The sequence below is a fragment of the Oceanitalea stevensii genome, from assembly GCF_014837105.1.
GTDB lineage: Bacteria > Actinomycetota > Actinomycetes > Actinomycetales > Actinomycetaceae > Oceanitalea > Oceanitalea stevensii.
In genome coordinates, this window is sequence record NZ_JACSPO010000001.1 from 1300104 (window position 1) to 1311955 (window position 11852).

13 protein-coding genes are annotated in these 11852 nt (G+C 74.1%); 4 read left to right on the forward strand and 9 right to left on the reverse strand.

What is annotated here, in order from left to right:
• The first annotated feature begins 27 nt into the window (after positions 1 to 27).
• Genes H9624_RS06090 through H9624_RS06100 form a run of 3 tightly spaced genes read left to right on the forward strand, consistent with a single transcriptional unit; the run spans position 28 to position 2725 of the window.
• Positions 28 to 831, forward strand: coding sequence for an ABC transporter ATP-binding protein (locus H9624_RS06090; RefSeq protein ID WP_251838937.1), 804 nt, complete (start codon positions 28 to 30; stop codon positions 829 to 831).
• Positions 832 to 858: 27 nt separating this feature from the next.
• On the forward strand, positions 859 to 1896 hold the full coding sequence (locus H9624_RS06095; protein ID WP_251838938.1) for an aliphatic sulfonate ABC transporter substrate-binding protein: 1038 nt from the start codon (positions 859 to 861) through the stop codon (positions 1894 to 1896).
• Between the two features lies 1 nt (position 1897).
• Positions 1898 to 2725 carry an ABC transporter permease gene (locus H9624_RS06100; RefSeq protein ID WP_251838939.1) on the forward strand — a complete coding sequence of 276 codons (828 nt, stop codon included), beginning with the start codon at positions 1898 to 1900 and terminating at the stop codon, positions 2723 to 2725.
• Positions 2726 to 2778: 53 nt separating this feature from the next.
• Here H9624_RS06100 and H9624_RS06105 read toward each other — a convergent pair whose 3' ends face one another.
• The 3 genes from H9624_RS06105 to H9624_RS06115 form a co-directional block, all read right to left on the reverse strand.
• On the reverse strand, positions 2779 to 2976 hold the full coding sequence (locus H9624_RS06105) for a DUF1918 domain-containing protein (RefSeq protein ID WP_251838940.1): 198 nt from the start codon (positions 2974 to 2976) through the stop codon (positions 2779 to 2781).
• A gap of 87 nt (positions 2977 to 3063) precedes the next feature.
• Positions 3064 to 3609, reverse strand: coding sequence for a DUF1697 domain-containing protein (locus tag H9624_RS06110; RefSeq protein WP_251838941.1), 546 nt, complete (start codon positions 3607 to 3609; stop codon positions 3064 to 3066).
• Positions 3606 to 4157, reverse strand: coding sequence for a hypothetical protein (locus H9624_RS06115; RefSeq protein ID WP_251838942.1), 552 nt, complete (start codon positions 4155 to 4157; stop codon positions 3606 to 3608). The genes H9624_RS06110 and H9624_RS06115 overlap by 4 nt, the downstream gene beginning before the upstream one ends.
• A gap of 93 nt (positions 4158 to 4250) precedes the next feature.
• Here H9624_RS06115 and H9624_RS06120 point away from each other — a divergent pair, with 93 nt between their 5' ends.
• Positions 4251 to 4607, forward strand: coding sequence for a VOC family protein (locus H9624_RS06120; RefSeq protein WP_251838943.1), 357 nt, complete (start codon positions 4251 to 4253; stop codon positions 4605 to 4607).
• A 4-nt stretch (positions 4608 to 4611) separates the two neighbouring features.
• Here H9624_RS06120 and H9624_RS06125 read toward each other — a convergent pair whose 3' ends face one another.
• From H9624_RS06125 to H9624_RS06150, 6 genes are all read right to left on the reverse strand, one after another.
• Positions 4612 to 5106: a pyridoxamine 5'-phosphate oxidase family protein gene (locus H9624_RS06125; RefSeq protein ID WP_251838944.1), complete on the reverse strand. Its 495-nt coding sequence runs from the start codon at positions 5104 to 5106 to the stop codon at positions 4612 to 4614.
• On the reverse strand, positions 5103 to 5504 hold the full coding sequence (locus H9624_RS06130; RefSeq protein WP_251838945.1) for an ATP-binding protein: 402 nt from the start codon (positions 5502 to 5504) through the stop codon (positions 5103 to 5105). The genes H9624_RS06125 and H9624_RS06130 overlap by 4 nt, the downstream gene beginning before the upstream one ends.
• A 161-nt stretch (positions 5505 to 5665) precedes the next feature.
• Complete coding sequence (locus H9624_RS06135; protein ID WP_251838946.1) at positions 5666 to 6976, reverse strand: DUF2254 domain-containing protein; 1311 nt, start codon at positions 6974 to 6976, stop codon at positions 5666 to 5668.
• Between the two features lie 129 nt (positions 6977 to 7105).
• Positions 7106 to 8326, reverse strand: coding sequence for an MFS transporter (locus H9624_RS06140; protein ID WP_251838947.1), 1221 nt, complete (start codon positions 8324 to 8326; stop codon positions 7106 to 7108).
• Positions 8327 to 8350: 24 nt separating this feature from the next.
• A complete protein-coding gene (locus H9624_RS06145) occupies positions 8351 to 10681 on the reverse strand; it encodes a glycoside hydrolase family 65 protein (RefSeq protein ID WP_251838948.1) in 2331 nt (776 codons plus the stop codon).
• 7 nt (positions 10682 to 10688) lie between these two features.
• The gene (locus H9624_RS06150; protein WP_251838949.1) at positions 10689 to 11609 is read right to left on the reverse strand and encodes an SDR family oxidoreductase; all 921 of its coding nucleotides are present in this window, start codon (positions 11607 to 11609) and stop codon (positions 10689 to 10691) included.
• Between the last annotated feature and the right edge of the window lie 243 nt (positions 11610 to 11852).

An 11852-nucleotide genomic window follows, 5' to 3' on the forward strand; every position in this document is an offset into this window, starting at 1 on the left:
CGAGGCGTCCACCCCTGAGGAGCCCCCATGAGCACCACCGCCGTCCGCGAGCACCGCGCCCACGCCGTCGAGCTGACCGGCGTCGCCCGCACCTTCGCGCCGCGGCGTGCGGGGCAGGCGCCGCGCACCGTGCTCACCGGGATCGACCTGTCGGTCGGCGCCGGGGAGATCGTCGCCCTGCTCGGCGCCTCCGGGTGCGGGAAGTCCACGCTCCTGCGCCAGGTCTGCGGGCTCGACTCCCCCACGGGCGGCCGGATCACCATCGCCGGCGAGCCGGTCCGCGGTGCGGACCCGCGCTGCGCCTTCGCCTTCCAGGAGCCTCGCCTGCTGCCGTGGCGCAGCCTGCGCCAGAACGTCGCGCTCGGGCTGCCCCGCGGCACCGACCGGGCCGCGGGGGCGGAGCGGGTGGCCGAGCTCCTCACGCTCGTCGGCCTCGGCGACCGCGCCGAGGACCGCCCGCGCCAGGTCTCCGGTGGGATGGCGCAGCGCGCCTCCCTCGCCCGCGCCCTGGCGCGCCGCCCCGGCGTCCTGCTCCTCGACGAGCCGTTCGGCGCCCTGGACGCCCTCACCAGGCTCAACATGCAGGACCTCCTCCTCGAGCTCCACGCCGCCGAGCCCACCACCGTGCTCCTCGTGACCCACGACGTCGAGGAGGCCCTCTACCTGGCCGACCGCGTCGTCCTCCTCGGGCCCGGCCCGGGCGGGGCGAGCACGGTCCAGACCGTCGTCACCGTCCCCGGCGCCCGTCCGCGCGACCGCGCCAGCGCCGAGCTCGCCCACCTGCGCGCCGGGCTGCTCGACGGCCTCGGCGTCGACACCCACCACGCCTGAGCCCCACCCCACCCGGAAGGCACGCCCATGACCCGCACCCCCACCTACGCCGCCCTCTCCGCCGTCGGCGTCCTCCTCCTGTCCGGCTGCGTGGCCGGTGAGGGCTCCGCCGTCGCCGCCGGCGCCGGCGGGTCTGGCGACTGGAGCGCCGACACGCTCACCGTCGACTTCGCCACCTACAACCCGCTGAGCCTCATCATCCGCGAGCAGGGCTGGCTCGAGGCCACCCTCGGCCCGGACGTCACGGTGGAGTGGGTGCAGTCCGCCGGCTCGAACAAGGCCAACGAGCTGCTGCGCTCGGGCGCCGTCGACGTCGGGTCCACGGCCGGCTCGGCCGCGCTGCTCGCCCGCGCCAACGAGTCGCCGATCCACACCATCGCGCTGTACGACCAGCCGGAGTGGTCGGCGATCGTCGTCGCCGCGGACTCCGACATCGACTCCGTGGAGGACCTCGCCGGCCGCTCGGTCGCCGCCACCCGCGGCACCGACCCGTACTTCTTCCTCCTCCAGAGCCTCGAGGAGCACGGGGTGGGGCTCGCCGACGTCGAGGTCCAGAACCTCCAGCACGCCGACGGCCGGGTGGCCCTGGAGAACGGCTCCGTCGACGCGTGGGCCGGGCTGGACCCGATCATGGCGGACACGGAGATCAACTCCGGCTCCCGGCTGGTCTACCGCAACGTCGACTTCAACACCTACGGCTTCCTCAACGCCACCGAGGACTTCCTCGAGGAGTCCCCCGACCTCGCCCAGGTGGTCGTCGACGCCTACGAGAAGGCCCGCGAGTGGGCGGCGGAGAACCCCGAGGAGACGGTGGAGATCCTCGCCGAGGTCGCGGGCATCGAGCCGGCCGTCGCCGAGCGCGTCGTCCTCGAGCGCACCAACCTCAGCATCGACGCCGTCCCCGGGGACGCGCAGCGCGCCGTCCTCGAGGTGGTCGGGCCGATCTTCGTCGAGACCGGTGACGTCTCCACGCAGGAGCAGATCGACAGGGCGCTCGAGGAGCTCATCGACGACACCTGGGCCCGCAAGGCCGACGCCACGACCATCACCGAGGCCGGGTCCTGACATGGCCGCCCTCACCCTCCCCCGGGCCGCCGCCCACGACGCACCGACGACGACGGAGCCCGCCCCCGCGCAGACCGCACCCTCCCGCTGGCGTCACCTCGCCGTCGTCGCCGTCCCGCTCGCGCTGCTCGGCCTGTGGCACCTCCTCACCGCCGTCACCGGCGTCTTCGCCTCCTACCAGCTGCCCTCGCCCGCCGCGGTGTGGGCGGCGGGGACGGAGCTGGCCGCCGACGGGACGCTGTGGACGCACGTGGCGATCTCCACCCAGCGGGTGGTCCTCGGCTTCGCCGTCGGGGCGGTGGCCGGCCTGGCCGTCGGGGCGCTCGTGGGCCTGTCGCGCTGGGCCGACACGCTGCTGGCGGGGACGGTCGGCGCGGTCCGGGCCGTCCCGTCCCTCGCGTGGGTCCCGCTGCTCATCCTGTGGATCGGCATCAACGAGGACTCCAAGGTCACCCTCATCGCCATCGGCGCCTTCTTCCCCGTCTACACGACGGTGGCCTCCGCGCTGCGGCACGTCGACCCGCACCTCGTCGAGGTGGGCCGGGCCTACGGGTACCGCGGGGTGCGCCTGCTGACGCGGGTGCAGCTGCCCGCGGTGACGCCGTCGGTGGTCGCCGGGCTGCGCCTGGCGCTGGCCCAGGCGTGGCTCTTCCTCGTCGCCGCCGAGCTCATCGCGTCCTCGATGGGCCTGGGCTTCCTCCTCACCGACTCCCAGAACAACGGCCGGGTGGACCGGATCCTCCTCGCGATCATCGCGCTGGCCGTGCTCGGCAAGGTGACCGACAGCCTGCTCGGGCTCGTCGAGAGGCGCCTCGCGCGCCGCTGGTGAGCCGCGGCGCACCGGCGCCGGCCGGTGGTCCGGCACTGCCGGGCCACCGCACCTCAGCCCGCGCCCGCCCGCGTGGCGGGCTCGATCACCGTTCCGGGCCCCGGGAAGAACAGCGACTCCTCACCCGAGCGCGACCAGCGCACGACGTACGGCGGTCCTCCGTCCGCGCCGTGCACGGCGACCACCTCCCCGTCGCGGTCCGCCCCGTGCAGCGCGCGGACGATGACCCGGTCACCAGGAGCAGCCGACATGGCTCTCACCTCCCCTCCTCGTGAGCGGCCGGCCACCTCGCCGGTCCTCCTCCCATGGTGGCCCGCCGGGCGCGCGACGGGAAGGGGTCAGGCCTCGAGCTTCCTCGCGATGCGCTGGACCGTGAGCCAGGTGCGGACCGTGACGTCCTTGCCGTAGGTCCGGCCCACCCACGCCATGAAGTCCGGCGTCCTGCCCGGGTCGCTGTTGTCGATGACGGCGAGGAGGACGCGGGCGGCCGGGTCGTAGCCGACCACCCGGGTGCGCGGGTCGGGCTCCTCCGGCAGCTCGACCGGCTCCGCGGGCCGGTGCTTGAGGAAGACGGCGGTGAGGTACGTGCCGCGTCCGTGGGTGAGACCGGGGAAGGGGTCCGAGTCAAGGAGGGCGCGCAGCTCCTCGCCGGTCCGCACGAGCGTCCCGCCGGGGATGCCGAGGCGCTCGTGCAGGGCGTCCTGGATGCGCTCCTCCAGGGCGGCCGTGTCCTGCGCGGGGGCGTGGAAGACGATGTTCCCGCTCGCGAGGACGGAGGCGACACGTTCGAGCCCCAGCTCCTCGAAGACGGAGCGCAGCCGCTCGTTCCTCATGGCCGGGTTGGAGGGCATGATCCCGCGCAGGAGCGCCGCGTAGCCGGTCACCACTCCAGCTCCTCGATCGTGATCCCGAGCCCGACACCCACCGTGATGTCGAAGTCGAGCACCTCGGTCCCCCGACGTACGCCGTCGCGGTAGATGACCGCGACGCCATCGACGGCGACCGTCCCCGCGGACGCACCGCGCACCTCGACGAGAAGCTTGTCGTCAGGGGTGACCGGACCCGCCGGCTCGCGCAGGGAGCGGCAGCTCTCGGCGACCATCTCGCTGTCGACGATCCCCACCCCGCTGCGGGCGTCCTCAGCCACGCACACCACGGCGGTCACCGCGGCGTCCGCGCTGCCGGCGACCACCAGCGGCCGGGCGGCGAGGATCTCGAGGTTGCGTGGCGGGCTCGCGAGGCCGAAGTACGTGGCCTCGCCCACCTCCGTCACGGCTCCCAGGCCCGCGCCGTAGTCGGCGAAGGCTCGCGGGTGGGTCCACCACCACAGCGCGGCGCCGAGGACGAGCGCGACCGCCGGCAGGAGCACGAGGAGGCGCCGCTTCCCCCGGCCCGTCCCCGCGGGAAGGACGCGCTCCGTCGTCGTCGTCATGAGCGGCACAGTAGACCCGTCACCCGGTGGTCATCCGGGGAACGGGACTCCAGGGGCTGACCGGAGAGGTGCTGCGGCACTACGGTGCCGGTCATGGCGATGACTCTGAGCATGGTGACCTTCGACACGACCGACGCCGACTCCCTGGCCACGTGGTGGGCGGAGCAGACCGGCGGTGAGGTGGTCGAGCGCAACGACGGGTGGTTCGTCATGGTCACCGGCGGCACGCTGCCCGTGCTGCTGGCCTTCCAGAAGATCGAGGACCCCACCCCCGGGAAGAACCGGATCCACCTCGACCTCACGGCCCAGGACCTCGACGCCGAGGTGGACCGGCTGCTCGGGGCGGGCGCGACGCTCGTGGCGCGGCGCGGGGACGAGAGCTTCCGCTGGGTGACCCTCGCCGACCCGCAGGGCAACCAGTTCTGCGTGGCCGCCGCCGACCACGTCTGAGGCGCTACTCCGCGAGGTCGCCGTAGCCCACGAGCCACGTCGGCTCGATGCGGAACATCCGGATGTCCTCGCCCCACGTCGTGGGGTCCGTGCCATAGTGCGCGGTCCAGTGCTCGATCGTCTCGGCCCACAGCGGGTCCTGCGGGGTGAGGCGGACCGCGCGGCCGTGGCAGAAGACGCCGAGGCGCTCCCCGTCCACGTGCGCGGCGCTGACCGCGGGACGCGCGGCGAGGTGCCGTGCCTTCGCCGCCCTGCCGTCGGTGCCGAAGGTCCACCTGCCGTGGAGGAGGTGGCCGTCCACGGCGCTGACCCGGGGCTCACCCGAGGCGGTGACGGTCGCGAGGCTGAGGACCTTCATGCCGGTCAGCTGCTCGAGAACCTGCTCGGCGGTGAGGCGGTGCGCGCCGCTGACGATCTCGCGCAGGTGGCTCGTGCTGCGACCGTAGGACGCGTCCATGAGCTCCTGCAGCGCGGCGACCTCCTCGGGGGTCTCCCTCACCGGTGGCCCTCCTTCGTCCGGCCCGTCGGCACCACTGCCCACACGTGCTTGGCCTCGCGGCCCGGTTCGGGGTACCAGCCCCACTCGGTCGTCGCCCGGTCCAGGATCCGCAGGCCGTGCCCACCGGCACGGCCGTCGTCCGTCGGCCGGTGGGCGGGGGTCGTGCCACCGGCCCGGTCGCGCACGTCGACGAGCCAGCTCCGGCCGTGCTGGGACAGGGTGACGACGCCCGGTCCCGCTCCGTGCCGGAGGGCGTTCGTCGCGAGCTCGCACGTGACGAGCAGGAGCAGCTGCTCCGCCCGTGCCGGGGGACCGGCTCCGTCGTCCACCGCCTCGGCCATCGAGCGGCGCAGCCCGGCCAGCTCCGCGGCCCGCATGAACGGCCACGAGCCCAGCACCGGGCCGGATGCCTCCGGAGACGGCGCAGGCGGGCACGGCCCGTAGGGCTCGACCATCTGCACCTCTTGCCTGAGGACATCCTCGATCCGACGCGCACCGCTGTGCCGCGTGGGCACCACGGTAGGTGGTCCCCCACGTCCCCGCTCACCGGACAGGCCCGCTACCTGCTGTGGTCGGCCGGGTCCGTGTCGTCCGAGCGCAGCTCCTGGAGCAGGCGCAGGTCCTCGGGATGGAGCCCGGGCCGGTCGTCCACCGCGTCGAGCAGGAGCCGCATCTGATGCTCCAGTGCGTCCGCGAGCTCCGGCCGGCCCTCCTCGCGCACGAGGGTGACGAGCATGCGCAGCACCCGCAGAATGGTGGCGACCACGTGCGGCTGGTCCACCGAGGTCTGGCGCAGCTGGTCGAAGGCGTGCTCGACGAGCTCCTCGTGGTTGAGGTTCCACGGCTGGACGAGCACCCGCCCCTCGCCGTCGCGCACCGCCGTCGGCGCCACCGGAGCGGTGAGGACGGTCCGCATCAGGCTGCCGACGCGCAGGACGACCTCGACGGCGGTCGTCGGGTCGTTGACGGCGGGGCTCAGGGCCCGCAGGCCGATGTCGACGAGCTGCCGGATCGCGAAGTCGACGTCCTGAAGCATGGTGCGCGCGTCAGCGACCTCGATCGCGGCCGCCATCGCCTCGCGGGCCCGCTCGGGCGGCGGGGGCCAGGCGGTGAGGAGCGGCTCCCCGCTGTGGACGTAGGCCCCGACACGCGTCTCGAGCCGCACGGTGGTGCCCGAGGGTGCGGCCCGGAGCAGCAGCCCGGCGTCCACCTGGCTGACCCAGCCGTTCCTCGGGCAGAGGACGACCGCGGCGTCGTCCGGCGCGGACAGCCCGTGCGGGTCGACCTCCTCCAGGCCCGGGGGTAGCCGTCCGGCGGCCGCGACGATCGCCTCGCCCTCGTCGCCGATCTTGCGGACGACGTTGCCGACCTGCAGGCCGCGGGCGAGGTGGTCGAGGTGGACGATGATGCCGACGACCGTGACGAGCGTGAGGACGACGGCGATCGTCAGGGAGATCCGCGGAGCGGGGTCGGTCGCCTCGCCGCTGATGTTCGGCAGCACGAGGACGCAGTAGAAGAAGGTGCCGACGAGCAGGCCGATGACGACCTGGCTCAGCCGGTCGCGGATGAAGGACCGCATGACCCGCGGGGAGAACTGGTCGCTGGCGAGCTGGAGGCTCACCACCGTGAGGGAGAAGACCACGCCGACGGTCGTGATCATGGCGCCGGCGACCGTGGCGAGCAGCCAGGTGGCGGCGTTGGCACTCATGGCGAGCGTGACGGGCACGTCAGCGTCGTGCCCGACCGCGTCGTCGACGGTCGAGGCGACGACGGCGAGCACGATCCCGCCGAGCATGACGAGCGCCGGCAGGAGGAAGAGGCTCTCCTCAAAGCGGTAGCGCACGGCCGCGATCCGCAGGCCTCGCGCCATGCCAGGAGGTCGCGCCACGTGCTGCCTTCCGTCGGTCCTGTCCGGGTCGGCTCCAGGTTGGCCCGTCTCCCCCTCCCCTGCATCCCCGCCGGGGAGGCTCTCGCCGCACCCGTCAGCCGCAGCAGGCGCCTAGGACGACGCCGAGGGACGGGCGCCGGCGAGCGTCTCGCGCGCCCCGAGCCAGGCGAGGCCGGCGAGCAGGGTGATGGCGCCGGAGACGGCGAAGGCGACGTCGTAGCCGTAGCGGTCGGCGAGCGCCCCGGCCAGCACCGGGCCGAGGATCGCGCCGGCGTCCTGCGCCATCTGGAAGCCCGCGAGCACCTTCCCTCCGCTGCGCTCGCTGCCGACGACGTCGGCCACCGTCGCCTGCTGGGCCGGGTTGAGCAGGCCGGCGCCGACGCCCGCGAGCACGGAGACGGTGAGCACGACGACGATGTTCCCGGACAGGCCGAGCACGGCGGTGAAGACGCCGTTGACGAGCAGGCCGACCATGATGAGCGGCCGCCGGCCGCGGACGTCGGCCAGGCGGCCCGCGAGGTTGAGCGCGAGCGCGTTGCCGACCGCGAAGACGGCGAGCGCCGCACCGGCCGCCCACGGGCCGGCGTCGAGCGCCGCCGCGGCGAAGAGCGGCAGCAGGGCGACTCGCACCCCGAAGTTCGACCAGCCGTTGGCGAAGCCGGAGACGAGCGCGGCCCGGAAGGCGCTGTCGCGCAGGGCCTCCCCGAAGAGCATGGGCGGCTCGGCGCTCGTGCTCCCCGCCCGGGCCGCACCCCGCCCACCGGTCTCCGGCAGCAGGCGCCACACGACCCCGGCCGCGAGCACGAGCGCGACCGCGTAGACCATGAACGGCACCCGCAGGCCCAGCTCGGCGAGCAGGCCACCGACGACCGGACCCGCGATGTTGCCCAGCAGGAAGGCGGTCGCGTAGAGCGAGGACGCCCGCCCGCGCGCCGTCGGCGGCGCGAGCCGGACGATGAGGCCCATCGCCGAGACCGTGAACATCGTCGACCCGATGCCGCCGAGCCCCCGGAAGATGAGCAGCTGGACGTAGTCCTGCGCCAGCGCGGTGGCCACGCTCGAGAGCGCGACGACAAGCAGCCCGGACAGGTAGATGCGCCGCTCCCCGAGCCGGGCGATGAGCGCGCCGCCCGCGGGCGCGAAGAGCAGCCGGCACAGCGAGAACGCGCTGACGACGAAGGACGCGGCCGCGACGGACACGTCGAAGGAGCGCGCGAACTGCGGCAGGACGGGTGCGACGAGGCCGTAGCCGAGGGCGATGAGGAGGGCGGCGCCCGCGAGCACCCAGATCTCCCGGGGCAGGGCTGGGCGGGGTGAGGTCTGTGGGGACATGTCCTCGCCAGTATCGCCCGGGGGTCAGACGCTCGGCGCGCGGCCCTCGGGCTGGGTGGGTTCGGGGCGCAGCGGTGCCGGGTCGCGCAGCGGCACGGTCACCGGCTCCTCCCCCAGCTCGCGCCGCACGCCGTCGACGACGACGGCGAGCGGACCCGGTCCGTCCAGCAGCGTGAGCGTCGTGCCGGCCGCCGTCGTCTCCACGCGCAGGAGACGCCCGCGCCAGGTGAGGTGGACACGGGTCCGGGTGAGCGCGCCCGGCAGGAGCGGGGCGAGCTCGAGCTCCTCGCGGTTGTCGCGCAGCCCCCCGAGACCGGCGACCAGCGCGAGCCAGGCGCCGCCCATCGACGCCATGTGCAGGCCCTCGGCGGTGTCCTCGTGGATGTCGCGGAGGTCGACGAGGGCGGCCTCACGCAGGTAGCGCAGGGCGAGGTCCGGGTGGCCCGCCAGCGCGCAGGCGACGGCCTGAGCGGAGGCGGACAGCGAGGAGTCACGCACCGTGCGGGCCTCGTAGTACTCGAGGTCCGCCGCGGCCTCCTCGTCGGTGAACTCGTCGCGGGACCACCACAGGGCGAGCTCGAGGTCGGCCTGCTTGACCACCTGGCGGCGGTAGAACTTCGCGTAGTGCTGGTGCTCCTCCACCGGGTAGGAGTCGCGCTTGTCGGCGAAGCGCCACTCCCGGTAGGTGGTGAAGCCGGTGTTCGCCGGGTGGACGCCGCGGTGCTCGTCCCAGGGGAGGTGGACGGCGTCGGCGGTGGCGCGCCACGTGGCGACCTCCTCGGCCGTCACGCCCAGCTCGCGGGCGCGCTCGGGCGCCGACTCGCAGGCCTCGGCGGCCCGGACGAGGTTGCGGCGGGCCATGAGGTTGGTGAAGACGTTGTCGTCGACGACGCCGGTGTACTCGTCGGGTCCGGTCACCCCGAACAGGTGCCAGCCGCCGTCGGCGTCCTCGTGCCCGATCGAGATCCACAACCGGGCGGTCTCGACGAGGACCTCCCGGCCGCCGAGCTCGTCCAGCGACCGGCCGGTGATGTTCGAGTACAGCCAGAAGGCGCGGGAGACGGCCGCGTTGACGTGGACGGCGGCCGTGCTCGCCGGCCAGTACGCCGAGGTCTCGTGCCCGTCGATGGTGCGCCACGCGAAGGTGGCGCCGCGCCAGTCGAGCACCTCCGCGCGTTCCCGGGCGGCGTCGAGGGTGGAGGCGCGCCAGCGGAGCAGCTCGGCGGCGGCGTCGGGCGCGAGGAAGGTGAGCACCGGCAGGACGAACCCCTCGACGTCCCAGAAGGTGTGGCCGTTGTACCCGGCGCCCGTGAGGCCCTTGGCGCCGACGGGGGCGTGGGAGGTCTGCGCCGCGGAGCAGTACAGCTGGAAGAGGTCGAACCGCAGCGCCTGCTGGAGCTCCGGGTCGCCGTCGACCTCGACGTCGGCCCGCTCCCAGAAGTCGTCGAGGGCGCGGCGCTGGTCGGCGAGCAGGCCGTCCCAGCCGAGCTCCTCCCCGGCACGGACGGCGGCGACCGCCCGCTCGACGAGGGAGTCGGCGGGCAGGTCGTGCGACCACGCGTAGCCGACGGTCTTGGTGAGCCGCAGCTCCTGCCCGGGCTCGAGGTCGGCGACGACGGTCGTGACGACGCGGTCCTCACCCGCCTCGGACTCGACGGCCGTGGCGCCGTCGACGTCGTGGTCGACGGCGGCACCGACACCGATCCCGGTCCGCCGGGTCCGCAGCGCGAGGCTCCCGCCCTCATGCGCCGCCTGGGCGGTGAGGACCTCGAAGGGGTCCTCGAGCGCGGCCGACACGCGGGGGTCGTCGCTGTGGATCTCCGGTGGGCACACCCCGAGGGTGAGCTCGGAGCGCACGACGACGTGGGCCGGCCCGTCGAGCGCGCGCAGCTCGTACCGGACGGCGAGGACCGAGCGCTCGGTGAGGGAGACGAGGCGGCGGGTGCGCAGCTCGAGCGTCGTCCCCGACGTCGAGCGCCACCGCATCCGCCGGTCCAGGGTCCCGGCACGCAGGTCGAGACGGCGCTCGTGGGCCTCCGGCTCGATCTCGCGGACGTCGAGGGCGGCGCCGTCGACGGTGAGCCGGAGCGGGGTGCCGTCGGCGACGGCGACGATCGCCTGCCCCTCCTGCGGGTGCCCGTACCCGCCCTCGGGGTAGGCGAGCGGATGGGTCTCGAAGACCCCGGAGAGGAAGCTGGCGCGCGCGACGCAGGGGTCGGCCTCGTCGAGCGTGCCCCGCACCCCGAGGTACCCGTTGGACAGGCTGAACAGCGCCTCGGCGACGCCGAACCTGCCCGGGTCCACGCAGGGCTCGCGGACCTCCCACGGGTGGACCTCGAGGTGCGGTGCGCTCATCCGACGGTCAGGGGGTGGGCATGCCACCGGTGACGGCGAGCGTCTCCCCGATGACGTAGCTCGACTCCGGGGAGGCGAGGAAGACGTAGGCGGGCGCGAGCTCCGTGGGCTGGCCGGCGCGGCCGAGCGGGGTGCTCTTGCCGAACTCGGGCAGGTCCTCGATCGGCTGGCCGTAGGAGGGCTGCAGCGGCGTCCAGATCGGGCCCGGGGCCACCGCGTTGACGCGGATGCCCTTGGGCGCGAGCTCCTGGGCCAGGCCCTTGGAGAAGGTGTTGATCGCCGCCTTCGTCGAGGCGTAGTCCAGGAGCGGCGGCGGCGGCTGGTAGGCCACCACCGAGGTGGTGTTGATGATCGTGGAGCCAGGCTCCAGGTGGCGCAGCGCGGCCTTCGTCACGCGGAACATCGCGAGGATGTTCGTCTCGAAGGTCTCGACGATCTGCTCGTCCGGCGTGTCCTGGAGGCTCTCGTTGGCGACCTGCTTGGCCGCGTTGTTGACGAGGATGTCGAGGCCGCCGAGCTCCGCGACGGTCCGCTCGACGATGTCGCTGCACACGGTCGCGTCGGTGAGGTCGCCGGGGACGAGCACCGCCTTGCGACCGGTCTCGGTGATGATGCGCGCGACCTTCTGCGCATCCTCCTCCTCGGCGGCGAGGTAGTTGATGGCGACGTCCGCGCCCTCACGGGCGAAGGCCACCGCCACGGCCGCGCCGATGCCGGAGTCGCCGCCGGTGATGAGGGCCCTGCGGCCCACCAGGCGGCCGGTGCCGCGATAGGAGTGCTCGCCGATGTCCGGCTGCGGCGTCATGTCGGCCTGCAGACCTGGCTCCGACTGCTCCTGCTCCGGGGGCGTGATCTCCGGGAAGCGCGTGACGGGGTTCTGGAAGGTGAGCTGGTCGGTGCGGGTGGTGTCGGCGTCCTCGGAGGCCATGCGTGTCTCCTTCGCTGCGTCTGACTGGGCCTGTCCAAGTCTGCGGACGGGGCGGCGAGGTCGCATCCGCTGGGGCAGCGACGTCTCGGGCCGCCAGTCACGGGCCTGGCCGGAGACCGCTCCGCCTTGCACCGAGCGCTGTCCACCGTCGGAGCCGAGGGGGCGGGCTCGGATGTCAGTGGTCGGTCATAGCCTTGGAGCAGGACGGCAGAGCAGTCGGAACCCGCAGAGGGGGTGGGGTCG

What these genes read in the sequence shown, in the direction of transcription:
- H9624_RS06090 (WP_251838937.1), top strand. Translation starts at nt 28, where the DNA reads ATGAGCACCACCGCCGTCCGCGAGCACCGCGCCCACGCCGTCGAGCTG.
- H9624_RS06095 (WP_251838938.1), top strand. Translation starts at nt 859, where the DNA reads ATGACCCGCACCCCCACCTACGCCGCCCTCTCCGCCGTCGGCGTCCTC.
- H9624_RS06100 (WP_251838939.1), top strand. Translation starts at nt 1,898, where the DNA reads ATGGCCGCCCTCACCCTCCCCCGGGCCGCCGCCCACGACGCACCGACG.
- H9624_RS06105 (WP_251838940.1), bottom strand. Translation starts at nt 2,976, where the DNA reads ATGTCGGCTGCTCCTGGTGACCGGGTCATCGTCCGCGCGCTGCACGGG.
- H9624_RS06115 (WP_251838942.1), bottom strand. Translation starts at nt 4,157, where the DNA reads ATGACGACGACGACGGAGCGCGTCCTTCCCGCGGGGACGGGCCGGGGG.
- H9624_RS06120 (WP_251838943.1), top strand. Translation starts at nt 4,251, where the DNA reads ATGGCGATGACTCTGAGCATGGTGACCTTCGACACGACCGACGCCGAC.
- H9624_RS06135 (WP_251838946.1), bottom strand. Translation starts at nt 6,976, where the DNA reads ATGGCGCGAGGCCTGCGGATCGCGGCCGTGCGCTACCGCTTTGAGGAG.
- H9624_RS06140 (WP_251838947.1), bottom strand. Translation starts at nt 8,326, where the DNA reads ATGTCCCCACAGACCTCACCCCGCCCAGCCCTGCCCCGGGAGATCTGG.
- H9624_RS06145 (WP_251838948.1), bottom strand. Translation starts at nt 10,681, where the DNA reads ATGAGCGCACCGCACCTCGAGGTCCACCCGTGGGAGGTCCGCGAGCCC.
- H9624_RS06150 (WP_251838949.1), bottom strand. Translation starts at nt 11,609, where the DNA reads ATGGCCTCCGAGGACGCCGACACCACCCGCACCGACCAGCTCACCTTC.